The sequence below is a fragment of the Tardiphaga sp. 813_E8_N1_3 genome, assembly GCF_051811025.1.
Lineage (GTDB): Bacteria > Pseudomonadota > Alphaproteobacteria > Rhizobiales > Xanthobacteraceae > Tardiphaga.
The window spans coordinates 3,048,206-3,073,004 of the sequence record NZ_JBPWQE010000001.1; the positions used below are offsets into that span (position 1 = coordinate 3,048,206).

A 24,799-nucleotide genomic window follows, 5' to 3' on the forward strand; every position below is an offset into this window, starting at 1 on the left:
ATGACCACCACCCTCGCCGCCAAGATCGCCAACGACTACGGCACGCCTGCCCTCGTCATCGACATGGACCGCGTCGAGCGCAACATCGCGCGCATCCAGAAGGTCTGCGACGATGCCGGCATTGCCAACCGGCCGCATATCAAAACGCACAAGAGCCCGGTGATCGCGAAGATGCAGATCGCAGCCGGTGCCAAGGGCATCACCTGCCAGAAGCTCGGCGAAGCCGAGATCATGGCCGATGCGGGGATCGACGACATCCTGATCAGCTACAACCTGCTCGGCGACGAGAAGATGGCCCGGCTCGGCGCGCTGCAGGCGAAAGCGAATGTCACCGTGGCTGCCGACAATTCCGTCGTCATCGGCGATCTGCCGAAGGCCGCCGCGATCTCTGGCCGCAACCTCAACGTCGTCGTCGAATGCGATACCGGCCGCAAGCGCGCCGGCGTCGAGACGCCTGCGGAGGCAATTGCGCTAGCCAAGGAGATCGCAGCCTCGACGGGTCTGACCTTCGCGGGCTTCATGCTGTATCCGACCGAGACCGGGTGGCCCGACGCGCAGAAATTCTACGACGAAGCCCTCGCCGGCGTTCGCACGCTCGGTCTTGAGCCGACAATCGTCTCGACGGGCGGCACGCCGAACCTCAAGAATGTCGGCTCGCTCAAGGGTGCCACCGAACATCGCTTCGGCACCTATATCTATAACGACCGCATGCAGGTCGCCGCCGGCTCCGCCACCTGGGATGACTGCGCGCTCAATGTCTACTCGACCGTGGTGAGCCGCGCCGGCCCGGAACGCGGCATCCTTGATGCCGGCTCGAAGACGCTGACGCCGGACACCGGCGGTCTCGACGGCTATGGGCTCATCCTCGAACATCCCGAAGCGAAGATCGCGCGCTTCGCCGAAGAGCATGGCTTCCTCGATCTCGGGCGCAGCAATACGCGTCCCAATGTCGGCGACGTCGTCCGCATCGTGCCGAACCACGTCTGCGTTGTCGTCAACATGTTCGATGAAGTGGTAATGGTACGCGGTGACGAGATCATCGGCACGCTGCCGGTGGCCGCGCGTGGTAAGCTGCGCTAGCGCGAGAGAAAACGCAGCGCGCCCTCACCGGCCGCTGCGCCCGTCGCGAACGACGCCTGCAGCAGATAGCCGCCGGTCGGTGCTTCCCAGTCGAGCATCTCGCCGGCCACGAAAGTGCCGGGCATGCGCTTCAACATGAAGGCATCGTCGATCTCGTCGAACGAGATGCCGCCCGCCGTCGAGATCGCGCGTGCGATGGGCGCGACGCCGCTGAGCGTGACCGGCACGGTGTTGATCAAAGAGGCCAGCTTCTCCGGCGTCAACGACGCCAGTTGAATGCCCTCTGCGATAGCGACTTCCTGCAGCAGCCCGATAGCCACCGGCGACAGATGGATCGCCTTGCGCAGGAAATTGGAGAACGACTGCTTGCCACGCGATGCTGCAAGCTTCGTCGTTAGTTCACCTGCGTCGAGATCAGGTCGCAGAGCAATCTTCAATGTCGCGTTGCCATCCGCAATGACAGCCTCGCGCAGCACCGACGACAGCGCGTAGATGCCGCCGCCCTCAATGCCTGACCGCGTCACCATTGCTTCACCGCGCACGCTATGTGCCCCGAACGACAGTGCAACACCCTTCAGCGGCTGTCCTTCGAAGCGATCCTTGAATATCTCTGACCACGCAACCGTAAAGCCCGAATTCGCCGGACGCAGCGGCGCGATGCTCACGTCCTTCGCCGCCAGCACATCCACCCATGCGCCGTCAGAGCCGAGTCGCGGCCAGCTCGCACCGCCGAGCGCGAGAACCGCGCTCTTGCAGGCGATCACCCGCGAACCCTCCGGCGCTTGGAATGTCAAACGCCCCTCGCCGTCCCATCCGATCCAGCGATGCCGAAACGCGAAGCGAACGCCACTTTCGTCCAGCCGCCGCAACCACGCGCGCAGCAATGGCGATGCCTTGAAGGCCAGCGGAAACACCCGGCCGCTTGAACCGACAAAGGTCGGCTGCCCGAGCGCCTCGCTCCAGTCGCGTAAAGCGGTCGGCGTGAAAGCCGAGACGGACGGAGCAAGCCGCGCCTCCGCCGCGCCATAGCGCTTGAGGAATTCCGGCAGCGGCTCGCTATGGGTAAGATTGAGCCCGCCGCGTCCGGCCATCAGGAACTTGCGGCCAGCCGACGGCATCGCGTCATAGACCGTGACGGCAGCGCCGCCACGGCTCAGCGTTTCGGCCGCCATCAGCCCCGCAGGACCCGCGCCAATGACCGCAACTTGGTTCTTCACAGGCTCGGTCACGGTCTCACGCAGTGGCGAAGCTGTCGGTCAGGCCTTCACGCCCAAGCGAGTGGCGGCCTGCTCGACATACTTCTGGGTCTGATGGAAAGCGCCTTCCAGCGCCCTAGCCTTCGACATATCACTAATGTCCGCGAAATGCGCGGCAATCGTGTCCGGGCTCCAGTCAGCTTCGGCGAAATTGACACCTTCGCTTTCCAGAATCTTGATGACCGCAAACGAGCCCGCGCCGGCGCCCATGATGGTCTTGGTCGGCGCATTCTCGCTCAGCAGATATTCGACTGCCGGCGTGATCGCTTCGGGCTTCATCAGTTGCAACGCCTGCGCCGGCAGAAGCTCCTCGGTCATCCGCGTCGCTGCGGTCGGCGACACGATGTTGACGCGGATGTCGGTCTTGCGACCTTCCTCGGCCAGTACGTTCATCAATCCGACCATGCCTGTTTTGGCCGCGCCGTAATTGGCCTGACCGAAATTGCCATACAGACCAGACGACGAGGTGGTGAGCACGATGCGCCCGTAGTTGCGGGCGCGCATACCTTCCCACACGGCCTTGCAGCAATAGAAAGTGCCGGTGAGATGCACGTCCAGCACCTTGGCAAAATCGGCGAGCTCCATCTTGGCAAAGGACTTGTCGCGGAGGATGCCGGCATTGGCACACATCAGGTCAACGCTGCCCCACTCCCTGGTGGCCTTGTCCACCATCGCACTGACCTGCTCGAAGTTGGAGACATCAGCGCCATCGGCCATCGCGGTACCGCCGGCCGCGCGGATTTCCTCGACGACGGATTCAGCCGCCGTCATCGATCCGCCAGTGCCGTCGCGCGCGCCGCCGAAATCATTGACCACGACCTTGGCGCCGAGTTTCGCAAGGCCCAGCGCATGGGCGCGGCCCAGTCCATTGCCGGCGCCGGTGACGATAGCGACGCGGCCGTCAAATCGAATGGTCATTGGAACTCTCCTCAATTGAAATAGACAAGGCCGAGCCAGTCGGCGACCAGCGCCGGCTTGCTCTCGCCTTCGATCTCGACGGTCACGGCGGTGCGTGTGAACAATTCCTTCGGCTTGCGCAACGTCGCCTCGGTGAGCGTGAAGCGGCCGCGCACGCGAACGCCCGCTTTCACTGGCGACACGAACCGCATCTTGTCGGTGCCGTAGTTCACGCCCATGGCGACATCGGCCAGCTTGGGCAGCGCCTCATAGGAGAAGACCGACAACAGCGACATGGTCAGAAAGCCATGAGCGATCGTCGTGCCGAACGGCGTTTCGCGCGCACGCGCGGGATCAACATGGATGAACTGGTGATCTTCGGTGGCAGTCGCGAAGGCATCGATGCGCGCCTGATCCACAAGGTGCCATTCGGACACGCCGACTTCCTTGCCCACCATGGCGATATAGGCATCACGTTCAATCATCGCGCTCATTCAATCCTCATTGTTTGCGCGCGCACATTCCACAACAGGCCTGCGAGAGCCAAGCGAAATTGTGCGTTGCAGCCATGCAAAGCGCGATAAATTACCGCTCCCCCTCTTGCGATCCTGCGGCGCGGAGTGCCTGCAATTCGGGGAAATCCTCTTCACGAAACTCGACGCCGCGAAGCGGATCGCTGCGATCGTCGGCGTGTTCGAGCCGACGCAGGTGGACCCTGCGAATCTTGCCCGAAATTGTCTTCGGCAGCTCAGTCACGAACTCGATCCGACGTATACGTTTGAACGGCGCCAGACGCACATGCAGATGCTGATAGATCGACAGCGCCGTTGCCTTGGACGGCGCGGCATCGCCAATCAGCAACACATAGGCCTTGGGGATGGCGAGCCGGATCGGATCGGGGCTCGGCACGATGGCGGCCTCAGCCACAGCATCGTGTTCGAGCAGGATACTCTCCAGCTCGAACGGGCTGATGCGATAGTCCGAGGATTTGAACACGTCGTCGGAGCGACCGACGAAAGTGAGATAACCATCGTCATCGACGAACACCACATCGCCGCTGCGATAGATCTCACCGTTTGCACCGCTGACGCTACCGTCTTCGGCCTGATAGCCCTGCATCAATCCTGCCGGGCGATCGACGCCAAGCACGAGACTGACCTCGCCCTCCTTCGCCGGATTGCCATCGGCATCGACAACGCGAACCTTCCAGCCCGGCAGCGGACGGCCCATCGAGCCGACCTTGACGATCTGGCCCGGCGAATTGCCGGCCAGCGCTGTTGTCTCGGTCTGGCCATAACCATCACGAATGGTGAGACCCCAGGCCGCCTTGACCTGATCGATCACTTCCGGATTGAGCGGTTCGCCGGCGCCGCACACTTCGCGCAGCGCGACGTTGAAGGTCGCCAGCTTCTCCTGAATGAACAGCCGCCACACCGTCGGCGGCGCGCACAGCGTTGTCACACCACAGCGACCGATGGTGGCGAGCAGGCCCTTGGCATCGAAGCGCGGCTGGTTGACCACGAACACGGTCGCGCCGGCATTCCATGGCGCGAAGAAGCAGCTCCAGGCATGCTTGGCCCAGCCCGGCGAGGAAATGTTCAAATGCACATCGCCGGGCTGTAGCCCGATCCAGAACATGGTGGACAGCCCACCGACCGGATAGCTGCGCTGGCTGTGCCGCACGAGCTTCGGCTTCGCCGTAGTGCCCGAGGTGAAATAGAGCAGCATCGGATCGTCAGCCCTGGTCGGCCCATCCGGCGCAAATGTGTCGGGAAATTCGGCAGAGGTCTCGAAAGCCAGCCAGCCATCGTGAGACGATCCAGCGTTGACCACGATCTGCCCGATGCCTTCGGTCTTCAGGCTGCCGAACTTGGCGACCTGATCCTCGGCGGCCACGACGAGCTTGGCGCGACCGCGATCGAGCCGGTCCTGCAATTCATCCGAGGTCAGCAACGTAGTGGCAGGAATGATAACCACACCCAGCTTGATCGCGGCCAGCATGGTCTCCCACAGCGGCACGACATTGCCGAGCAGCAGCAACAGATGATCGCCGCGGCGAAGCCCTTGGGCACGCAGGAAATTGGCGACCTGATTGGAGCGGCGTGACAGCACCTCGAACGACAGCTTGGTCTCACGACTGGCAGCCGCATCCACGATCCACAGCGCCGTGCGTGACTTGCTGGCGGGGTCGCTGGCCAGTTCGGCATCGAACCAGTCAAGCGCCCAGTTGAAGTCGACCGGATCGGGCCAGTGAAAGCCGGCAACGGCGCTATCGTAGTCGGTGCGGTGTTCGAGGAGGAAGGCTCGGGCTTGCTTGAACGTCGTCATGCCGACGCGCTCCGCTATTTCGGCATCAAATGCCTAAGGTGATGAATGATCCCGGAAAAGTCATCACCGCCGTGACCTTCCTTCTCATAGGTCTCATAGATGCTCTCGGCATGGGCGCCGAGCGGCGTCCTGGCGCCAGCGGCTTTCGCCGCCTCCTGCGACAACCTGAGATCCTTGAGCATCAACGCCGCGGCGAAGCCGGGCTTGTATTCGTTATTGGCTGGTGATGTCGGCACAGGTCCGGGCACCGGGCAATAGGTCGTCAGCGACCAGCACTGGCCCGACGAGGTCGACGCCACATCGAACAGTGCCTGATGCGACAGCCCCAGCTTCTCGGCGAGCACGAAAGCTTCGCTGACGCCGATCATCGAAATGCCGAGGATCATGTTGTTGCAGATCTTCGCCGCCTGCCCCGCGCCGGCATCGCCGCAATGGACGATCTTCTTGCCCATGGCTTCGAGGACCGGCTTGGCTGACGCGAACGCCTTGGCATCGCCGCCAGCCATGAAGGTCAGCGTCGCGCCCTTGGCGCCGCCGGTGCCACCCGAGACCGGTGCATCGACCGACGGCAGCTTCTGCGCAGCCGCCAGTTCATGCGCCTTGCGTGCATTTTCCACGTCGATGGTCGAGCAATCGATCATCAGCGCGCCCTTGGCGGCAACCGGAATGACCTCGCTCCAGACCGACACCACGTGCTTGCCGGCCGGCAGCATGGTGATGATGACTTCGGCCCCCTTGACTGCATCGACTGCCTTGTCAGCGATGGTCACACCATCCGCCCTCGCCTGCGCACGGGAAGCCTCGACGAGGTCAAAGCCCGTGACCTTGTGGCCCGCCTTGACCAGGTTGGCGGCCATCGGGCCACCCATATTGCCGAGACCGATGAATGCAATGCTGGTCATGTCCTGCCCTCGTGATCGTTTGTTTGTTTTTAAAGCCTGATGAAAACGGCGAAATCCAACTTTCGTTCAGAACGCTCGACCTTCAGAAGGTCAGCTCTACATCCCGTTTGGCCAGATAGCGCGCGACAATTTCCGGCGTCACGCCCTTGAGATCCGGTGGCTGCCATTTCGGATTACGATCCTTGTCGATGATGGCAGCACGCACACCCTCGACGAAGTCGTGGCTGTCGAATACTTCGAGCGCCGCGAGATATTCACGCGACAGACATTCCTCGAGTGACTTCGACGCGCGCGCGAGCCGCAGCAGCTTCAGGGTAACCTTGAGCCCCCGCGGTGATTTGTCGGACATGGCCTTGAACGTCGCCAGCGCAAACTCCGAGCCGTCCTGTTCCAGCGCAGCCACGATCTCCTCGACGCTGTCATGAGCGAAAGCGCGATCGATCAGCGCACGCTGCGCCGTGACTGGACCGGTGTGTTCCGGAGCTGCAAACTTCTTGAGTGTCGTCATCACCGACGCTGCATCGGCGCCTGCCGGCAGCTTTGTCAGCGCCTCGCGCAATGCCGACCAATTGACGGTGTCGATCAGGACGTCCGCCATATGTGCAGCAAGCGCATCGGCACCATTTGCCGTCAGTCCGGTCAGACCGAAATACGTCCCGAGTTCGCCCGGCGCGCGCGACAACAGCCATGTGCCACCGACGTCAGGAAAGAAGCCGAGGCCCACTTCCGGCATCGCCATCCTGGTCTTCTCGGTGACGACGCGGTGGCTGGCATGGCCGGCCAGACCGACGCCGCCACCCATCACGAAGCCGTCCATATAGGCCACATAGGGCTTCGGGAATTTCGCGATCCGCGCGTTGACGATGTATTCCTCGCGCCAGAAGATCTTGCCGAGATCGCCTTTGACCTTGGCGCTCTCATAGAGACCACGGATATCGCCGCCGGCACAAAGCCCGCGTTCGCCTGCACCTTCCAGAATGATCAGCGCGACTTTCGAATCTTTCTCGAACGCGTCGAGCGCCGTGGCAATCTCTCGGGTCATCTCCAGCGTCAGCGCATTCAACGCCTTCGGCCGGTTCAGACGGATCACACCGGCCGCGCCTTCCCGCGCGACAATCAGATCGCCGGCCTCAGTCGCTACGTCCGAACTCATCGCGCGCCCTCGATCAACTTGCGCGACACGATCAGCCGCATGATTTCATTGGTACCTTCTAAGATCTGATGCACACGCAAATCTCTAACGATCTTCTCGACGCCGCATTCAGCGAGATAGCCATAGCCGCCATGCAGCTGCAGCGCCTCGTTGGCGACTTCGAAACCGATATCGGTGCCGAACCGCTTGGCCATCGCGCAGAGCATGCTGGCATCCGCATCCTTGCGATCCAGCGCCGCGGCCGCCCGCCACAGGAAGGTGCGTGCGGCTTCCAGTTCGGTCGCCATGTCGGCAACGCGGAACTGCAGCGCCTGGAATTCATCGAGCCGTTTGCCGAACGCCTTGCGCTCCTTCATGTAGCTCAGCGACTTGTCGAGCGCAGACTGCGCGCCACCGAGCGAACACGCCGCGATGTTGAGACGGCCCCCATCAAGACCGGACATGGCAATCTTGAAGCCAATGCCTTCGTCACCAAGCCGGTTGGCGATCGGCACGCGGCAATTCTCAAAAATCACCGCGCGTGTCGATTGCGCGTTCCAGCCCATCTTGCGTTCGTTGTTACCGAAAGAGAGACCTGGCGTGCCGGCCTCCACCACGATGGTGGAGACGCCGCCCGCTCCCTCGCCCCCGGTGCGAACCATCACGACATAGATGTCGGTATCGCCGGCCCCGGAGATGAATTGCTTCTGACCATTGAGGACGTAGTGATCACCATCGACGACAGCGCGGGTGCGTAGTGCCGCCGCATCCGATCCCGAGCCGGGTTCAGTCAGGCAATAGCTCGCCAGCAGCTCCATGGTGCAGAGACGCGGTAGCCACTTCCGGCGCTGTGCCTCACTCCCATAGGAGTCGATCATCCACGACGCCATGTTATGGATCGAAATGAAGGCCGAGGTGGTCGGGCAACCGGTCGCGAGCGCTTCGAAGATCAGCGCGGCGTCGAAGCGCGTCAGCGCGGAGCCGCCGACATCGTCACGGATGTAGATGCCGCCCATGCCGAGCAGCGCCGCCTCGCGCATCACCTCTTTGGGGAAATGCTTGTCCTCGTCCCATTTGAGCGCAAAGGGAGCGATCTTTTCCGCAGCAAATTCGCGCGCCATGTCGCGAACGGCGGTCTGTTCCTCATCGAGAGCGAATTGCATCACGCCCTTCTTGTTGATTGTTGATCAGCCGGGAAAATGAAACGGCCCGGTGCACCACCTTTGGGAGCGCCGGGCCGCTTGTGTGTTCTTACTTCATCAACGGGATCGAGAACTCGGCGCCTTCCTTGACGCCCGATGGCCAGCGCGCGGTGACCGTCTTGGTCTTGGTGTAGAAGCGGATCGAATCCGGACCATGCTGGTTGAGATCGCCGAAGCCGGACTTCTTCCAGCCACCGAAGGTGTAATAGGCGATCGGCACCGGGATCGGCACGTTGATGCCGACCATGCCGACATTGACCTTGGCGGCAAAGTCGCGGGCTGCATCGCCATCGCGGGTGAAGATCGCAACGCCGTTGCCGTAATCATGATCCGACGGCAGCGCGAGAGCTTCTTCGTAATCGTGGGCACGCACCACCGACAGCACGGGCCCGAAGATCTCCTCCTTGTAGATGCGCATGTCCTTGGTGACGTTGTCGAACAGACAGCCGCCCATATAGAAGCCGTTCTCGTAGCCCTGCATTTTGAAGCCGCGGCCATCGACGGCGAGCGTGGCGCCTTCCTTGATACCGATATCGACGTAGTTCTTGACGCGATCGACGGCTTCCTTGGTCACCAGCGGACCGAAATCGGCCGACGGATCGACGGAAGTGCCGATCTTCAAGCTCTCGACGCGCGGGATCAACTTTTCCATCAGACGGTCGGCGGTGGTCTTACCGACGGGCACAGCCACGGAGATCGCCATGCAGCGCTCGCCAGCCGAGCCGTAGCCGGCGCCGATCAGCGCGTCGACGGTCTGGTCCATATCCGCATCGGGCATAATGATCGCGTGGTTCTTGGCGCCGCCGAAGCATTGGGCGCGCTTGCCGGTCGCCGCAGCGCGCTCATAGATATACTGGGCGATCGGCGACGAGCCGACGAAGCCGACAGCCTTGATGTCTTCGTCGTCGAGGATGGCGTCGACGGCTTCCTTGTCGCCGTTGACGACATTGAGGATGCCCGGCGGCAGGCCGGCTTCGATCATCAGCGCGGCGAGCATCATCGGCACGCCGGGATCGCGCTCCGAGGGCTTCAGGATAAACGCATTGCCGCAGGCGATTGCCGGGCCGAATTTCCACATCGGGATCATCGCCGGAAAGTTGAACGGCGTGATGCCCGCGACGACGCCGAGCGCCTGGCGCATCGAATAGATGTCGATGCCAGGACCTGCGCCTTCGGTGTATTCGCCCTTCATAAGATGCGGAATGCCGCAGGCGAATTCGATCACTTCGAGGCCGCGCTGAATGTCGCCCTTGGCGTCCGGCACAGTCTTGCCATGCTCGCGCGCAAGGCAGTCTGCCAGCTTGTCGTAGTCGCGATTGGCGAGTTCGAGGAACTTCATCAGCACGCGGGCGCGGCGCTGCGGATTGGTGTTGCCCCAGGCAACCTGCGCCTCGGCGGCGTTGAGTACCGCGGCGCGCATCTCGGCCTTGCTGGCCAGCGCAACCTTGGCCTGAACCTCGCCGGTCATCGGCTCGAAGACGTCAGCAAAACGTCCGGATTTGCCCTCGACCTCACGGCCGCCGATGAAATGTCCGATCGTGCGCATGCGTTTCCTCCTGGGAGCCAAATTTGGCCCGATGTTGATCAGGCTTTTTGGCGTTTGGAAAGGCCCTGCGCGCGCGGCGGATTTGCGAAATTGCAGGCTCGCTGCCGTTTCACCCTGTCAGAATGTCACCGCCGCGACAATGTCGCAGGCCGTGCGCCAATTATCAGTTCTTGGCGGCAGATACGGCCTTGGTTGCCGCCTTCTTTGCAGTCGGCTTTCTAGCCGTGCTCTTGGGAGCCACAGCCTTGGACACCGCTGGGTTGGACGCAGCGGGCTTCGGCGCTGCAGCACGCCCCAGCACAGCCTCGCGGCCAGCGCTCAAAAGCTCCTCGGACAACTCGCCATTACCGGAGGCACGGGCGAGCACGATGGTGCCCATCATGGTGGCAAGCGCCGCCATCGCCTGTTTGCGCGCCGATTTGCTTGGTCCGCCATGAAACTGCTCGGACATCATCTCGATCATCTGATCGAGCTTGGTGGCAAACACCTTACGCGTCTTGGGGCTCTCGCGCGCGATCTCGGCGCCCAGCGCCGGGACGGCGCAGCCGTGTCCGGGATTGTCGCGGTGCTGCGACGACAGGTAGAAGTCCACGAACGTGGCCAGACGCTGGTCCGGTGCTGCCTGCCCGGCGAGTTGGCGCCAGCGGTCGGTCGAGCGGTCCATCGCATAGGCAAAAGCTTCGATCACCAGCGCCTCGCGCGAATCGAAATGCGCGTAGAAGCCGCCATGGGTGAGACCCGCGTCCTTCATGAGGTCAGCCACGCCGATGCCGTGCGCGCCCTTTTCGCGCAGACGCACGGAAGCCTTCTTCACGATCCGCGCATGCGTCTCGAGCTTGTGTTCCTTCGAATAGCGCATCAGCGGTCCATTCAAGACAAATAGATGATGTCAATCATATTACCCGCACCGCCTCGCGCGCGCAACGCGCACCTGGCCGCAGGCCTTGACAACAACGCAGTTTGACGGGGAATTGATAGGACAAGACCGGCGATCCGCGCCGGCCCAAAGGAAATGCAAGGGACGAGACGATTTCATGCATATGCTCAATCCCCATTGCGGTGTCGAACGTGACCCGCGAGGTATAGTTCGGCTGACAATCTGCAACGCCGGCTCACTCAATATTCTCAATTCAGCCGCAATCAAGGGCATTCGCGAAGGCATCGAGGTATTGGCCACGGAACGCGCCATTCGCGCGCTTGTCATCGCCGGCCAGAGCGAAAAGAGCATGATTGGCGGCGCCGACATCAAGGAAATGGCGACATTGGATCAGGCCTCCGCCGAGAAGTTCATTTCCGGCCTGCGCGATCTCTGCGATGCCGCCCGCGCTTTTCCCGCGCCTGTGATCGCCCGCATCCCCGGCTGGTGCCTTGGCGGCGGCCTCGAATTTGCTGCCGCCTGCGATTTCCGGATCGCTTCGCACGATTCCAAATATGCCATGCCCGAGGTCAGGGTCGGTATTCCCTCGGTGATTCACGCTGCTCTCTTGCCGCGCCTGATCGGTTGGGGCCGTGCGCGCTGGCTGATCATGACTGCCGCCACCATCGATGCGCCGACCGCACTCAATTGGGGTCTGGTCGACGTGGTTGCGGCCGAAGGTGCGCTCGATGCCGAAGTCGAAAAGACGATCGAGGCCATACTAGAGTGTGGACCCGAGGCCATGCGGTCGCAAAAAGCCCTGCTGAAACAGTGGGAAGAGCTGCCGTTGAAAGAATCCATCAATCTCAGCGTCGGCGTGTTCGGCGAGGCCTATCTGACCGGCGAGCCACAGCGACTGATGCAGGGTTTCATCAACCGCAAACGCTAGCAGCTCGACCTCACGAGAATTTTGCACAGGCCGGCATTGCGTATCTTGCAGCGCATCATATGATGAGTGTCATCCAAATGACCCGCGCTTGCGCGAAGGAGCCTCCATCATGTCCGCAGCTTCAGATCCGGTCGTCATCGTCTCGGCCACCCGCACCCCGCTCGGCCGCTTCCAGGGCGAACTGTCGCCCTTCTCCGGCCACAAGCTCGGCAGCCACGTCATCGGTGCTGCCGTGGCACGCGCGAAACTGACACCCGAGCGCATCGATGAAGTCTTCATGGGCTGCGTGCTTCCCGCAGGCCAGGGGCAGGCGCCCGCCCGCCAGGCCGCCCGAGGTGCCAAGCTGCCGGATGCCACCGGGGCCACGACGATCAACAAGGTCTGCGGCTCCGGCATGAAGGCGACCATGCTTGCCCACGACATCATTCATGCCGGCTCGGCGGAGATCGTCGTCTCCGGCGGCATGGAGAGCATGACAAATGCGCCCTATTTGCTGCAGAAGGCACGCGGCGGTTACCGCGTCGGCCATGATCGCATCATCGATCACATGCTGATGGATGGACTCGAGGATGCCTATGAGGTCGGTCGCTCGATGGGTGACTTCGGCGAAGCCACCGCTGAGGCCTATCAGTTCACGCGTGGAGATCAGGACGCCTATGCGATCGAAACGCTGACCCGCGCGCGAAAGGCCGTGGAGAGCGGCGCCTTCAAGGCAGAGATCACGCCACTGACCGTCGTCGAGAAGTCCGGAGCGCGCGAGATCGCCAATGACGAACATCCGCTGAAGGTCGATCCCGCCAAGATCCCGAACCTCAAACCAGCCTTCCGCAGCAACGGCACCATCACACCCGCCGCTTCATCCGCCAATGCCGATGGCGCTGCTGCCTTGGTGCTGGCCAAGCGTTCCCTCGTGGATCGTGAGGGCCTGCCCGCGCTGGCCGTGATCCATGGCCACGCCACGCACAGCCAGGAACCGCAATGGTTCACAACTGCGCCCATTCCGGCAATCCGCAAACTGCTCGACAAGGTCGGCTGGAGCGTCGGCGATGTCGATCTGTTCGAAATCAACGAGGCCTTCGCCGTGGTGCCAATGGCGGCGCAACGCGACCTTGGCATCCCTCGTGAGAAGCTCAACGTCAATGGCGGCGCTTGCGCACTGGGCCATCCGATCGGCGCGACCGGTGCGCGGCTGATCGTGACGCTGCTGCATGCGTTGGAAGCCAGAGGGCTGAAACGCGGCGTCGCGGCGCTGTGCATCGGCGGCGGTGAAGCGACCGCGATCGCCATCGAACGCATCGTTCGCTGACACGCTTTTCCCAGATATGATCGTCGCGGCGGTGGTCGTCGCGACGCCTATTCTCATTGATTGCAGGATTACCGATGATTTCCGGATGGCTCTCCACTGCCCTCGCCCGCCGCAACATCCACTACGGATGGGCGATGATCGCCGTGACCTTCGTGACGGCGCTGGTCAGCGCCGCTGCGGTTGGCGCGCCTGGTGTATTCATTGTGCCGCTGCAGAAGGAGTTTGGCTGGAGCACCGCAGAGATTTCCTCCGCCATGTCGATCCGCTTCGTGTTGTTCGGCCTGATGGCGCCGTTCGCCGCGGCGCTGATGAATCGCTATGGGTTGCGCAACGTCACGCTGATTGCCCTGCTCGTCGTTGCTGCAAGCCTCATCTTGTCGCTCGGGATGACGCAGGTCTGGCAGCTCATGGCGCTCTGGGGCGTCGCCGTTGGTATTGGCACCGGCATGACCGCGCTGGTGCTCGGCGCCACCGTCGCAGCGCGCTGGTTCAGCGCACGCCGTGGCCTCGTCGTGGGTATCCTCACTGCGAGCGCGGCCACCGGCCAGCTGATCTTTCTGCCGATCCTCGCCAGCATTACCGAGCATTCGAGTTGGCGCTGGGCACTGGCGCTGATGTGCGTGATGCTGGCTGTTGCCGCCCTCGGCGTGCTGCTCGTGATGCGGGACCGTCCCAGCGACATCGGCATTCGCCCCTATGGCGACACCAGCACCGAACCGCTGGCCGTCCCGCCACCGAACACCTCGCCGATCATGGCGGCCGCGCTCGGTGCCCTGCGCGATGCTGCTCAGACCAAGGTATTCTGGATCCTGTTTGCAACCTTCTTCATCTGCGGCGCCAGCACCAACGGGTTGGTCCAGGTTCACCTGATCCCGATGTGCCTCGACTTCGGCATCCCGCAGATTCAGGCGGCCGGACTGCTTGCGGCCATGGGCGTGTTCGATTTCGTCGGTACCATCGCGTCAGGCTGGCTGTCAGACCGGTATGACAATCGCTACCTGCTGTTCTGGTATTACGGCCTGCGCGGCCTGTCGCTGCTGGCATTGCCGTTTACCGACTTCTCGTTCTATGGCCTGTCGCTGTTCGCGTTGTTCTATGGTCTGGACTGGATTGCCACCGTGCCGCCGACGGTGCGCCTCACCGCATCCAAGTTCGGCCCCGAACGCGCGGGTCTGGTGTTCGGCTGGATCTTCGCCGGCCATCAGTTAGGCGCAGCAACGGCGGCATTCGGCGCTGGCCTGTCGCGCACGGTACTGCTCAGCTATCTGCCTGCCTTTTTCGCGGCAGGTGCGCTATGTATTATTGCAGCGCTGATCGTGCTGGCTATTTCAAAGGACAAGAAGGTCGCGACCGCCTGATCCCAGCGGGATTCAGGCCGCTCGCCACTTAATATCAGAACGGGAATACATCATGCGCCGCGTTGTAATTACGGGGATGGGAGCGGTGTCGCCGCTCGGTTGCGGCGTCGAGATCAACTGGTCCCGGTTGCTCGCGGGTCAATCCGGTATCCGCCTGTTACCGGAGGCCATGACTGCCGACCTTGCTGCCAAGGTCGGCGGCCAGGTACCCGACGTCGCCAATGATCCGGAAGGCGGTTTCGATCCTGACAAGGCGGCGCCGCGCAAGGATCAGAAGAAGATGGATCGCTTCATCCTGTTTGCGCTGATAGCTGCCGATGAAGCCATCGTGCAGGCCGGCTGGCAGCCCAGGGATGCCCGGGACCGCCAGCGCACGGCCACGATCATCGCGTCCGGCATCGGCGGCTTTCCGGCGATTGCCGATGCGGTCCGCACCACCGACACCAAGGGCATTCGCCGGCTGTCGCCGTTCACTGTGCCCTCGTTCCTGGTCAATCTCGCCGCCGGCCACATCTCGATCCGCTACGGCTTCGAGGGCGCGCTCGGCGCACCTGTAACAGCCTGCGCAGCCGGCGTGCAGGCGATCGGCGACGCTGCACGTCTCATTCGCTCCGGCGAGGCGGATGTCGCCATCGCCGGGGGGGCCGAGGCCTGTATCGACCGCGTCAGCCTCGGCGGCTTCGCCGCCGCTCGCGCGCTCTCCACCGACTTCGTCGCCAATCCGGAGCGCGCCTCGCGTCCGTTCGATCGCGACCGCGATGGCTTTGTCATGGGTGAAGGCGCAGGTGTGGTGGTGCTCGAAGAACGCGACCACGCCTTGGCGCGCGGCGCCAAACCGATTGCCGAACTGATCGGCTATGGCACGACATCCGATGCGTTCCACATGACAGCCGGTCGCGAGGACGGCGATGGCGCCAAGCGCGCGATGGATATCGCTCTGGCACAGGCCAACATCACCCCTGCCGATGTCCAGCATCTGAACGCCCACGCAACATCGACGCCGGTCGGCGATCACGGCGAGCTCGAAGCGATCAAGTCGATCTTCGGCACGACTGGCGGGGTCGCCGTGAGTTCGACAAAGTCAGCAACGGGCCATCTGCTCGGTGCAGCCGGCGGGCTGGAAGCCGTCTACGCGATCCTCGCGCTGCGTGACCAGATCGCTCCGGCCACGCTCAATCTCGAAAACCCCGATCCGTCTGCCGACGGCATCGATCTGATCCGCGGCAAGGCGCGGCCGATGGCCATTGAGCACGTGCTCTCGAATGGCTTCGGCTTCGGCGGCGTCAATGCCAGCGTGGTGCTGCGGCGAATATAGCTTACGGCCGCATCGCCAGCCGTGACGGGCCTGCAGTGCGGAGCGGTTCGGCAAGGCGTGCAAACTCACACAGCAGCGAACGCGTCTTCGTGGGATTGATGACTTCCTCGACCCAGAATTTCTCGGCCGAACGGAATGGCGAGCGCAGCTTGTTGAGGCGATCCTCGATCTCCTGCTGCTTGAGCTTTGGATCGTCCGCCGCGTCGATCTCGGCGCGATAGGCCGCCTCGATGCCACCTTCCAGCGGCAGCGAGCCCCAATAGGCTGAAGGCCATGCGTAACGCATCGAGAACCGGTTGGCCGGCTGATGCACCACGCCAGCAACGCCGAACGCATTGCGGATGATGATCGTGCACCACGGCACCGTGGTCTGATTGACCGCTGCCATGGCGCGAACACCGTGTCTGATGGTCGCCGCCTTCTCCGCATCGAGCCCGATCATGAAACCCGGGCAATCCATGAGATAGACGACAGGCAGATGGAAGGTCTCGGCCAGATCGACGAAGCGCACGACCTTCTGGCAGGCTTCCGCGGTCCACGAGCCGCCATAATGAAACGGATCGCTCGCGAGCAGCAGCACCGCACGACCTTCAAGGCGCGCAAAACCGGTGATGATCGGCCGGCCGAAATTCGCTGCCATCTCGAAGAACGAGCCCTTGTCGACCACCGCATCGATGATCGGGCGCATCTTGTAGACCTGCCGGCGATTGCGCGGCACGGCGTTCAGCAGAGATTCTTCCGCACGTTCCGGATCGTCGTTGCAGGCGATCGTGGGCGGCAGGTCATAGACGGACGATGGCAGATAGGACAGGAAGCGACGCGCGCAGGCGAAGGCCTCCTCTTCTGTCTCCACGGCATGATCGACGCCGCCAGCGCGCGTCTGGATATCGGCGCCGCCGAGCTCCTTCTTCTCAAGCGACTGGCCGAGGCGCGCGACCACGGGAGGCCCGGCGACGAACATCGCGGAATTCTTCGTCATCACCGAATAATGGCTGGCTGCGAGCCGCGCAGCGCCGAGGCCGGCCACTGAACCAAGGCCAAGGCCAACGACCGGCACCTGCGCCAGATTGGACGTCGTGTACCAGTACCAGCGCGTGCCGCCGATACCACCCGGCAGATTGGCTGCGCCTTTGGTCTCGATGGTCTTGACCGAGCCGCCGCCGCCGGAGCCTTCGATCACGCGAATGATCGGCAGCCGGAAGTCATGCGCCATTTCCTCAGCCATCAGCGGCTTGGCCGAGATCGAGGCGTCGGCCGAACCGCCGCGCACGGTGAAGTCATCGCCAACAATGACGACGGGACGGCCGTCGATCTTGCCGCGACCGAACACGCAATTCGCCGGCGTCAGATGCTTCAGCTCGCCGGACGCGTCATATTCTCCGACGCCGGAGACAGCGCCGACTTCGTGAAAACTCTTTGCATCTATCAGTCTGTCGATACGTTCACGAACTGTGAGCCGGCCCTGGTCATGCTGTCGCTTGACCTTGTCAGCGCCCCCCATCTCCCGCGCGAAGGCTTCGCGCCGGGCGAGGTCGTCGAGTTCCGGCTTCCAGTTCATTCATTCCCTCCGGGAGCATTTTTTTCTGAGCTGTTGGCGCGGGAGGCGCATCTGGAACGGGCGCACTGGTCAGGCCGCTATCTGCATTCTGAACCATCATGCTGATCGTGCCGCTGAGCTGACGCAGGATCGGAGCGATCTCATCCTGCAGGCGCTGCTCGTCATACATGGCGGCAAGCAGACCGATGGTGACGACCACATAGGTCTGATACTGCGGCGACCAGATCGGCGTCGCGATGCCGGTGATATGCGGCGTCCAAAGTCCACCTGCGAGAACGTAGCCGTTGTCACGCAGACATTCGCGATTCCCTGCGATCTTGCCGCGCAGGATCTTGGCGTCCTCGGGCATTTCGCGGGCGATATCGTTGATCAGGGCATTGCCGACGTCTTCGTCGAGCGCTGCGGTGTAGGCATGACCGGCTGCAGTCCGACCCATGGCAATGCGGCTGCCGGTGGTCGAATGCAATCCGAGCGCGTGATCGGCGCGGGCATATTCGAGATAGACCATGTGGAAACGATCGGGGATCGTGAAGCCGATCGTGCCAGGTACCTGTTCTGCAACTTCCTGCAGACGCAAGCGGATCAGGTTGCGCACCTGAAGTCCCCGCATCATCGACGCGCTCATCGCGACCGCACTCGATCCGATGCGGTACTTCTGATCTGCAGGCAGATAGGCGAGCTGGCCCATGCGCGTCAGCGTATGCGTCAGGCGCGATACGGTGGAGCGCGGCAGGCCACAGCGATTGGAAATTTCGAGATTACCCAGCCGGGCATCATGGCCCTCGAAGCAGCGAAGAATATCAAAGGCGCGCGAGACCACCTGGATCACATCGCCGTCGCCTGCCAGATCGCTGGCGAGCATGCCTTGTTTGCTGAGCCGTTCCGAACGTCGTCCCATGATGCGTTTCCCTTAAGACGACGCATCTCACGGGGAGCCAATCCGTTGGATTGCCCCGATGTGCGCCGCCGTCCCGTTCCACTCTGCGGAATTATATTCCACTTGCGGGCTACGCTACCTCAGGCAATCTGCGGCGACAACACCAAGCTGCTCGTTTCTTCTCATTTAGGGATTGTCCGGTCGCGTCGGCGCTACACCTATAGCGAGCAGCCGCCCGCGTGATCGCGGAGAACACCATGCCAGAGATCAAGATCCTCAGCGAAGTCGCCGGCCGCATCTGCTCACTGCCGCTCGCAACCGGCGATTCCGTGAATGAGGGAGACGAAGTGGCATTTGTCGAAGCCATGAAGATGGAAATTCCGGTCGCCTCTCCTGCCGCAGGTAAAATCAAATCGATGGTCGTCGCGGTCGATGACGTGGTCGCGGAAGGACAGTTGCTCGGCACAGTCGAGACGTGAGCAGAATGCACTGGCGGCCTCGACTGCCTTACCAATGTGCTGCGGCATTCTGTCTGAGATGGTGATCGCTTCCATCATCCAGCGAACTGCCTCAGGACATTGCCAGCGCCTGACGGCGATGACATGATCGCCGAACAATAAAAAGCAATTCGCAAAGCGAATGCATCTGGAGGGGAAAATGCTTCACCGGCTCATCGCGCTGGCGTCCGTTGCCGTGCTCACTACGACTGGCGCTGTATGCGCACAGGATATCAAGCTTCCACCGACCATGGCGGTCACCGCCTATGACACCGGCACTGCCGGCTTCAACATCGCCGTCGCCGTCGGCAAGATGATGAAGGACAAATATTCCACTGACGTGCGTGTGCTGCCTGCAGGCAATGATGTCGCGCGGCTGGCGCCATTGCGCGCCGGTCGCGCCACGATTGCCTGGATGGGCTCGGGCATCTACTTCGCGCAGGAAGGCGTGTTCGAATTCGGCGTCAAGGAATGGGGCCCACAGCCAGCGCAGGTCACGCTGTCGACCATCGACTGTAATGGTGCCTCGCTCGGCGTCGCTCGCGATATCGGCGTGAAGGACATCAAGGATCTGCGCGGCAAACGCGTCGGCTTCGTCGTCGGCTCACCTGCCCTGAACCAGAACTCGCTTGCGATCATGGCGTTCGGCGGCCTCACAAAGGCAGACATCAAGCCGATCGAGTTCGCAAGCTACGGCGCAATGTGGAAAGGCATGGTGAACAACGACGTCGATGCAGCCTTTGCTACCACCATCACCGGCCCGGCCAAGGAAGTCGAGACATCGCCACGCGGCATCATCTGGCCGCCCCTCCCCGCGGAAGACAAGGCCGGCTGGGAACGCGTCAAGCGTGTGGCACCGTTCTTCAATCCGCATGTCGCGACCTGCGGCGCGGGCATCACGGCATCAGCGCCCGTCAACATGAGCACCTACCCCTACCCCGTCGCGACCGTCTACGGCTCGCAGGCGGAAGATCAGATCTACGCGATCACCAAGGCGATGATCGTCAACTTTGACACCTACAAGGACAACGCACCAGGCGCGTTAGGCCTCGCTGTAAAAGCGCAATCCATGAAATGGGTCGTTCCGTTTCATCCCGGTGCCGTGAAAGCCCTCAAGGAAGCCGGCAACTGGACGCCAGAAGACCAGACCCATAACGACGGACTGCTGAAGCGGCAGGACGTCTTAAAGGCGGCATGGAGCGAATACGCCAAGGCCAGTGCATCGGCCGGTGAAAAGGAGTTTCTCGACGGCTGGATGACGGCCCGTGCGGCTGCGCTCAAGAAGGCCGGCATGCCGAACGGCTTCGAATAACGTCGTTATTTTTAGCTGCAACCGCGAACAATAATCGGGGCCACTATGTCAATTTCGTCACCCGATCATGCGCGGCCCGCATCCGACATTCCTGTAAAAATGGAGCTCGACGATCCGCATGGGGTCGCCGACCTCCAGGAATCCGAGGTCTCGCGCGTCCGCGCCTTGCACGGCGTATGGCGCTGGGCGCTCATACTGGCCACCCTCGCGACCATCCTGCTCTGCATCAACCAGCAATTTTCGTTGCGCTTCTTTGTCGATGTCACGCAACTCAACACCGAATATTTCTATCTACTGATCGCACTGATGCTGCCGTTCACGTTCCTGATCTTTCCGGGAACGTCAAAGGCCGATCTCGACCGAGTGCCGTGGTATGACGTCGTGCTGTTCATCGCCACTTTCGCGGCGGCGATCTTTCTGATGATGAACATTCGCAAGGCCGCCCAATTCGGCTGGGAATTCGACGGCGCACCTAAACCCGTGATCGCCGCAGGCCTCGTGATGTGGTTCGTGCTGATGGAGGCGCTGCGCCGTACTGGCGGCTGGAGCCTGTTGCTCAGCGTCTTCCCCTTCACGCTGTATCCGCTGTTTGCCGACGCCAAATGGCTCGGACCGTTCCGCGGCACTCAGTCGACGCTGGAGCAGACCACGGCCTATCACGTGCTGTCAGGCGAGAGCCTGCTCGGCATTCCGATCCAGGCATTTGCCGACACCGTGATCGGCTTCCTGGTGTTCGGCACCGCGCTGATGATGACCGGCGCCGGCAAGTTCTTCATCAACATTGCCTTCGCGATGTGCGGCACCTTCCGCGGCGGCGCCGCCAAAGTGTGCATCTTTGCATCCGGCCTGCTTGGCACCGTCGGCGGAAGCATCGTCTCCAACGTGCTGACCGCCGGAACAATGACGATCCCCGCAATGAAGAAAACCGGCTTCACGCCGTCCTATTCAGGAGCGATCGAAGCCTGCGCGTCCACCGGCGCCGTGCTGGCGCCGCCGGTGCTGGGCGCGACAGCCTTCGTCATGGCGCAGTTCATGAACACGAGCTATGCCGACGTCGCCCTCGCCGCCACGATTCCGTCGATCTTGTATTACTTCGGCCTATTCGCGCAGGTCGACAGCTATGCCGCGCGCCACAAGCTCGAAGGCATCCCGCGCGAGGAACTGCCCCGCTTCATGGATGCGCTCAAGGAGGGCTGGTACTATCTCTTTGTCATCGCGATCCTTGTCGTGATGCTGTTGTACTTCAAACGCGAGAGCCACGCGCCGTTCTACGCCACCGCTTTGTTGGTTATCCTGCATCAATGGTCAGGTCCGGCACCGTGGAAGAAGGGCAACACCGCCGTCCTGGCGCTCTCGATTGTGCTGACCGGGCTGATGGTCTGGCTCGATCTGCAGAACGCTTATCTATGGGGAATGTGCATCCTCGCTGCGCTCAATGAATTCTTCCCTGGCAAGAATTGGGGCGGCGCGCGCTGGATCCACTTCCTCGAACTGAACGGCAAGACCTTCGTTGAGCTGATCGCCATTCTCGCCGGTTGTGGGTTGCTGATCGGCGCGTTCTCGCTCACCGGCGTAATCTCGAGCCTGGCCAACGACCTTCTGGCGATCGCCGGCGGCAACGTCTTCCTGCTGCTGATCATGTGCGCCTTCACCAGCCTGATCCTCGGCCTCGGCCTGACGACAACGTCCTGCTACATTTTTCTCGCCATTCTCGTCGCGCCGGCGCTGGAAAAACTCGGCCTCAACAAGATGGCCGTGCACATGTTCATCTTCTATTGGGGCATGCTGTCGTCGATCACGCCACCGGTCGCCATCGCATCCTTTGCCGCCGCCGGCATTGCCGGCGCGCCGGCGATGAAGACCGGCTGGGAGTCGATGTGGGTCGGCAGCATCATCTATTTCATCCCGTTCTTCTTCGTGCTGAATCCGGCGCTGCTATTGCAGGGCGATAGCCCTTACCTCGAAGCGTTCGGCCTCACCGGCCTTGCCTGTCTCGGCATCGTCTTCATCTGCGGCGGCATTCAGGGCTATCAGGCCTATGTCGGCGATCTGCGCCGTGCGGGCGCGATGGAATGGCCGCTACGTGTGCTGCTGGTGATCGGCGGCTTCGTGATGGCGACACCGGGCGGCGGCATCAATCCACTGTCGCAGTGGCAGATCATTGCCCTCGCCACCTGCATTCTGGCGCCGACGGTGCTCGTCGCGCTGGCGCTGATCAGGCGCGACGATGCGCGGCTCGCGGTGTCATGACCGCGAAGGCATTCAGGTCGATTGAAGATTGAAAGCTAGAAAAACTCTTCCGGGCAGGGATCGACGATCTTCCAGAGATCCATACCGTTCTTGATCTTCTTCATTTCCGGCGTGAGACCGCCGTTACGCGCAAGCCAGTCTTTCACTGGCGGCGGATAATAGGCCATCAGGTCCGAGGTGCCCTCATAGCTGATCACTTTCATGCCGAAGGTGAAAGCCTTGTCGTAATAAGCCTGATGGAAGCCGAGACTGGCGCGCGGCGTCACGCAAACCTTGTTCATCGGCACGATGCCGAACACCAGCGTGCAGGCTGAATTGCAAATGCCGTCGATAATCACCCGCTCCTTACGGTCGCGGATGCGCTCATACTTGGCCTTGTATTCCTCGACATAGCCACCGTGGTCGCGGGTGATGCGCAAATCGGCCTTGGCCGGGGCCACGGACAGCACCAGCAGGGACATCAGGGCAGGCAGCAGCGAAAGACGCATCGCGTGATGAAACCGGTAAGGGACCCCAAGCCAACGCCCATTTCCGGCATCAGCACACTGCCCGACTCTGGCCGGACAGTGCTAGTATTCGGTTAAGCATCGCCTTTGAGCGAAAAAAAGGCAGAAATCGACCCTGCCTCACCCTCGCCTAGCCGTTCAGGAACATCCGGTAAACCGGGTTTTGCGTTTCGTCCTCATAGGGATAGCCGAGGGAGGTCAGCCGCTGCGTTAGGGTCGGCCGGTCGGCCTGCGGGACTTCAATCCCAACCAGCACCCGGCCATAATCCGCACCGTGATTGCGGTAATGGAACAGCGTGATGTTCCAGTCCGCGCCCATCTGGTCGAGGAATTTGAGCAAGGCGCCAGGGCGCTCCGGAAACTCGAAGCGCAGGATGACCTCGTCCCGCAAAGCCGGCGGTGCTCGCCCGCCAACCATATAGCGGATGTGCAGTTTGGCGGTCTCGTCCGCGCTGATGTCCAGCACCTTATAACCGAGCGCCTGCAACTGCCCGATCAGCTCGCCCTTGTCGTTCTTCGCGCCGCTCAGCTTCAGGCCGACGAAGACATTGGCTTCCTTGGCGTCGGCGTAGCGATAGTTGAACTCGGTGATGTTGTGATTGCCGATGGTCTGGATGAAGCGGCGATAGCTGCCGGGCTGCTCGGGAATAGTGACGCCCAGCAGGATCTCGCGTGCCTCACCGACCTCGGCACGCTCTGCGACGTGCCGCAGGCGATCGAAATTCATGTTGGCGCCGCTGTTGATTGCAACCAGCGCGCCGGTGCGCGTGGGATTGTTCGCGGCATAGCTCTTCAATCCCGCCAGCGCCAAGGCGCCGGCCGGCTCCGCGATCACGCGCATATCCTCGAAAATATCCTTGATGGCAGCGCACATCTCATCTGTGTCGGCCGTGATCACATCATCGAGCAATTCGCGGCAGAGACGGAATGTTTCGACGCCGGCCTGGCGCACGGCCACACCGTCGGCAAACAAACCGACGCGATTGAGGACGACGCGCTCGCCAGCATCTATCGCGGCTTTCATCGATGCGGCATCGACTGGCTCGACACCGATGACCTTGGTCTCCGGGCGCAGAAATTTGATGAAGGACGCAACGCCCGCCGCAAGCCCGCCGCCGCCGATTGGCACGAACACCGCTTCGATTGGATCGGGATGCTGCTGCAGGATTTCCATGCCGATGGTGCCCTGCCCCGCGATCACGTCGGGATCGTCATAGGGATGCACGAAGGTCAACTTCTGCTCGGCCTCGAGCTTGCGCGCATGCGCCGCTGCTTCGTCGAACGTGTCGCCGAACAGCACGGCATTGCCGCCATAATATCTAACAGCATCGATCTTGATCGGCGGCGTGGTCACCGGCATCACGATGGTCGCCTTGATCCCGAGCCGCTGCGCCGACAGCGCCACGCCCTGCGCATGATTGCCAGCCGACGCACAAATCACACCGGCAGCGCGCTGCTCCGCGGACAGCCCTGCAATGCGGTTGTAAGCACCGCGAATCTTGAACGAGAACACCGGCTGCAAATCCTCGCGCTTGAGCAGCACGGGGCTCCCCATGCGCGCGGTCAGCCGAACCATCGGATCCAGCGGTGTCTGGATCGCGACGTCATAGACGCGGCTGTCCAGGATTTTGCGAACGTAGTCAGTCACAGGTAGTCCTCGAACATGTGGCAG

Annotated in this window: 21 protein-coding genes; 8 read left to right on the forward strand and 13 right to left on the reverse strand. The window is 62.2% G+C overall.

Annotated elements, in window-relative coordinates; all coding sequences use genetic code 11:
• Positions 1-1,080, forward strand: coding sequence for a D-TA family PLP-dependent enzyme (locus AB8A33_RS14625; RefSeq protein ID WP_439093402.1), 1,080 nt, complete (start codon positions 1-3; stop codon positions 1,078-1,080).
• On the opposite strand, the gene AB8A33_RS14630 is transcribed toward AB8A33_RS14625, so the two are convergent.
• The 9 genes from AB8A33_RS14630 to AB8A33_RS14670 all read right to left on the reverse strand — a co-directional run bounded on the left by AB8A33_RS14630 (position 1,077) and on the right by AB8A33_RS14670 (position 11,202).
• Positions 1,077-2,297, reverse strand: coding sequence for an NAD(P)/FAD-dependent oxidoreductase (locus tag AB8A33_RS14630; RefSeq protein WP_439093403.1), 1,221 nt, complete (start codon positions 2,295-2,297; stop codon positions 1,077-1,079). The two genes, AB8A33_RS14625 and AB8A33_RS14630, sit on opposite strands and share 4 nt — an antisense overlap.
• A gap of 39 nt (positions 2,298-2,336) precedes the next feature.
• Entirely contained in the window at positions 2,337-3,254 is a 918-nt protein-coding gene (locus AB8A33_RS14635) for an SDR family NAD(P)-dependent oxidoreductase (protein ID WP_439093404.1), read from the reverse strand.
• Positions 3,255-3,265: 11 nt separating this feature from the next.
• Positions 3,266-3,727 (reverse strand): MaoC family dehydratase, encoded by a 462-nt coding sequence (locus AB8A33_RS14640; protein ID WP_439093405.1) that lies wholly within the window; start codon positions 3,725-3,727, stop codon positions 3,266-3,268.
• A 91-nt stretch (positions 3,728-3,818) separates the two neighbouring features.
• Positions 3,819-5,561: an AMP-binding protein gene (locus AB8A33_RS14645; protein WP_439093406.1), complete on the reverse strand. Its 1,743-nt coding sequence runs from the start codon at positions 5,559-5,561 to the stop codon at positions 3,819-3,821.
• 14 nt (positions 5,562-5,575) lie between these two features.
• Entirely contained in the window at positions 5,576-6,463 is an 888-nt protein-coding gene (gene mmsB / locus AB8A33_RS14650; RefSeq protein WP_439093407.1) for a 3-hydroxyisobutyrate dehydrogenase, read from the reverse strand.
• A gap of 82 nt (positions 6,464-6,545) precedes the next feature.
• Positions 6,546-7,616: an enoyl-CoA hydratase/isomerase family protein gene (locus AB8A33_RS14655; RefSeq protein WP_439093408.1), complete on the reverse strand. Its 1,071-nt coding sequence runs from the start codon at positions 7,614-7,616 to the stop codon at positions 6,546-6,548.
• On the reverse strand, positions 7,613-8,758 hold the full coding sequence (locus tag AB8A33_RS14660) for an isobutyryl-CoA dehydrogenase (RefSeq protein WP_439093409.1): 1,146 nt from the start codon (positions 8,756-8,758) through the stop codon (positions 7,613-7,615). The genes AB8A33_RS14655 and AB8A33_RS14660 overlap by 4 nt, the downstream gene beginning before the upstream one ends.
• 88 nt (positions 8,759-8,846) lie before the next feature.
• Positions 8,847-10,343, reverse strand: a complete 1,497-nt coding sequence (locus tag AB8A33_RS14665; protein ID WP_068730703.1) for a CoA-acylating methylmalonate-semialdehyde dehydrogenase — start codon at positions 10,341-10,343, stop codon at positions 8,847-8,849.
• 163 nt (positions 10,344-10,506) lie between these two features.
• A complete protein-coding gene (locus AB8A33_RS14670; protein WP_439093410.1) occupies positions 10,507-11,202 on the reverse strand; it encodes a TetR family transcriptional regulator in 696 nt (231 codons plus the stop codon).
• 175 nt (positions 11,203-11,377) lie between these two features.
• Between AB8A33_RS14670 and AB8A33_RS14675 the strand changes: the two genes are divergently transcribed.
• The 4 genes from AB8A33_RS14675 (at position 11,378) to fabF (ending at position 16,127) form a co-directional block, all read left to right on the forward strand.
• The gene (locus AB8A33_RS14675) at positions 11,378-12,148 is read left to right on the forward strand and encodes an enoyl-CoA hydratase (RefSeq protein ID WP_439093411.1); all 771 of its coding nucleotides are present in this window, start codon (positions 11,378-11,380) and stop codon (positions 12,146-12,148) included.
• A 109-nt stretch (positions 12,149-12,257) separates the two neighbouring features.
• Positions 12,258-13,454: an acetyl-CoA C-acyltransferase gene (locus AB8A33_RS14680; RefSeq protein WP_093759132.1), complete on the forward strand. Its 1,197-nt coding sequence runs from the start codon at positions 12,258-12,260 to the stop codon at positions 13,452-13,454.
• A 74-nt stretch (positions 13,455-13,528) separates the two neighbouring features.
• A complete protein-coding gene (locus AB8A33_RS14685; protein ID WP_439085489.1) occupies positions 13,529-14,812 on the forward strand; it encodes an MFS transporter in 1,284 nt (427 codons plus the stop codon).
• Between the two features lie 52 nt (positions 14,813-14,864).
• On the forward strand, positions 14,865-16,127 hold the full coding sequence (fabF, locus tag AB8A33_RS14690) for a beta-ketoacyl-ACP synthase II (RefSeq protein ID WP_439093412.1): 1,263 nt from the start codon (positions 14,865-14,867) through the stop codon (positions 16,125-16,127).
• A gap of 1 nt (position 16,128) precedes the next feature.
• Here the strand turns inward: fabF and AB8A33_RS14695 are convergent, their stop codons facing one another.
• Positions 16,129-17,685 carry an acyl-CoA carboxylase subunit beta gene (locus AB8A33_RS14695; RefSeq protein WP_439093413.1) on the reverse strand — a complete coding sequence of 519 codons (1,557 nt, stop codon included), beginning with the start codon at positions 17,683-17,685 and terminating at the stop codon, positions 16,129-16,131.
• Positions 17,615-18,583, reverse strand: coding sequence for an IclR family transcriptional regulator (locus tag AB8A33_RS14700; RefSeq protein WP_068730697.1), 969 nt, complete (start codon positions 18,581-18,583; stop codon positions 17,615-17,617). The genes AB8A33_RS14695 and AB8A33_RS14700 overlap by 71 nt, the downstream gene beginning before the upstream one ends.
• 236 nt (positions 18,584-18,819) lie before the next feature.
• Here AB8A33_RS14700 and AB8A33_RS14705 point away from each other — a divergent pair, with 236 nt between their 5' ends.
• The 3 genes from AB8A33_RS14705 to AB8A33_RS14715 all read left to right on the forward strand — a co-directional run bounded on the left by AB8A33_RS14705 (position 18,820) and on the right by AB8A33_RS14715 (position 22,621).
• On the forward strand, positions 18,820-19,041 hold the full coding sequence (locus AB8A33_RS14705; protein ID WP_439093414.1) for an acetyl-CoA carboxylase biotin carboxyl carrier protein subunit: 222 nt from the start codon (positions 18,820-18,822) through the stop codon (positions 19,039-19,041).
• 178 nt (positions 19,042-19,219) lie between these two features.
• Complete coding sequence (locus AB8A33_RS14710) at positions 19,220-20,371, forward strand: TAXI family TRAP transporter solute-binding subunit (RefSeq protein ID WP_439093415.1); 1,152 nt, start codon at positions 19,220-19,222, stop codon at positions 20,369-20,371.
• A gap of 45 nt (positions 20,372-20,416) precedes the next feature.
• The gene (locus AB8A33_RS14715; protein ID WP_439093416.1) at positions 20,417-22,621 is read left to right on the forward strand and encodes a TRAP transporter permease; all 2,205 of its coding nucleotides are present in this window, start codon (positions 20,417-20,419) and stop codon (positions 22,619-22,621) included.
• A gap of 35 nt (positions 22,622-22,656) precedes the next feature.
• Here AB8A33_RS14715 and AB8A33_RS14720 read toward each other — a convergent pair whose 3' ends face one another.
• Positions 22,657-23,109 (reverse strand): hypothetical protein, encoded by a 453-nt coding sequence (locus AB8A33_RS14720; RefSeq protein WP_439093417.1) that lies wholly within the window; start codon positions 23,107-23,109, stop codon positions 22,657-22,659.
• Between the two features lie 148 nt (positions 23,110-23,257).
• Positions 23,258-24,775, reverse strand: a complete 1,518-nt coding sequence (gene ilvA / locus AB8A33_RS14725) for a threonine ammonia-lyase, biosynthetic (protein ID WP_439093418.1) — start codon at positions 24,773-24,775, stop codon at positions 23,258-23,260.
• Positions 24,776-24,799: the final 24 nt, after the last annotated feature.

What these genes read in the sequence shown, in the direction of transcription:
- AB8A33_RS14670 (WP_439093410.1), bottom strand. Translation starts at nt 11,202, where the DNA reads ATGCGCTATTCGAAGGAACACAAGCTCGAGACGCATGCGCGGATCGTG.
- AB8A33_RS14700 (WP_068730697.1), bottom strand. Translation starts at nt 18,583, where the DNA reads ATGGGACGACGTTCGGAACGGCTCAGCAAACAAGGCATGCTCGCCAGC.
- AB8A33_RS14680 (WP_093759132.1), top strand. Translation starts at nt 12,258, where the DNA reads ATGTCCGCAGCTTCAGATCCGGTCGTCATCGTCTCGGCCACCCGCACC.
- AB8A33_RS14645 (WP_439093406.1), bottom strand. Translation starts at nt 5,561, where the DNA reads ATGACGACGTTCAAGCAAGCCCGAGCCTTCCTCCTCGAACACCGCACC.
- AB8A33_RS14625 (WP_439093402.1), top strand. Translation starts at nt 1, where the DNA reads ATGACCACCACCCTCGCCGCCAAGATCGCCAACGACTACGGCACGCCT.
- AB8A33_RS14665 (WP_068730703.1), bottom strand. Translation starts at nt 10,343, where the DNA reads ATGCGCACGATCGGACATTTCATCGGCGGCCGTGAGGTCGAGGGCAAA.
- mmsB (WP_439093407.1), bottom strand. Translation starts at nt 6,463, where the DNA reads ATGACCAGCATTGCATTCATCGGTCTCGGCAATATGGGTGGCCCGATG.
- AB8A33_RS14695 (WP_439093413.1), bottom strand. Translation starts at nt 17,685, where the DNA reads ATGAACTGGAAGCCGGAACTCGACGACCTCGCCCGGCGCGAAGCCTTC.
- AB8A33_RS14715 (WP_439093416.1), top strand. Translation starts at nt 20,417, where the DNA reads ATGTCAATTTCGTCACCCGATCATGCGCGGCCCGCATCCGACATTCCT.
- AB8A33_RS14660 (WP_439093409.1), bottom strand. Translation starts at nt 8,758, where the DNA reads ATGCAATTCGCTCTCGATGAGGAACAGACCGCCGTTCGCGACATGGCG.
- AB8A33_RS14710 (WP_439093415.1), top strand. Translation starts at nt 19,220, where the DNA reads ATGCTTCACCGGCTCATCGCGCTGGCGTCCGTTGCCGTGCTCACTACG.
- AB8A33_RS14675 (WP_439093411.1), top strand. Translation starts at nt 11,378, where the DNA reads ATGCATATGCTCAATCCCCATTGCGGTGTCGAACGTGACCCGCGAGGT.
- fabF (WP_439093412.1), top strand. Translation starts at nt 14,865, where the DNA reads ATGCGCCGCGTTGTAATTACGGGGATGGGAGCGGTGTCGCCGCTCGGT.
- AB8A33_RS14685 (WP_439085489.1), top strand. Translation starts at nt 13,529, where the DNA reads ATGATTTCCGGATGGCTCTCCACTGCCCTCGCCCGCCGCAACATCCAC.
- AB8A33_RS14635 (WP_439093404.1), bottom strand. Translation starts at nt 3,254, where the DNA reads ATGACCATTCGATTTGACGGCCGCGTCGCTATCGTCACCGGCGCCGGC.
- AB8A33_RS14720 (WP_439093417.1), bottom strand. Translation starts at nt 23,109, where the DNA reads ATGCGTCTTTCGCTGCTGCCTGCCCTGATGTCCCTGCTGGTGCTGTCC.
- AB8A33_RS14705 (WP_439093414.1), top strand. Translation starts at nt 18,820, where the DNA reads ATGCCAGAGATCAAGATCCTCAGCGAAGTCGCCGGCCGCATCTGCTCA.
- AB8A33_RS14640 (WP_439093405.1), bottom strand. Translation starts at nt 3,727, where the DNA reads ATGAGCGCGATGATTGAACGTGATGCCTATATCGCCATGGTGGGCAAG.
- AB8A33_RS14655 (WP_439093408.1), bottom strand. Translation starts at nt 7,616, where the DNA reads ATGAGTTCGGACGTAGCGACTGAGGCCGGCGATCTGATTGTCGCGCGG.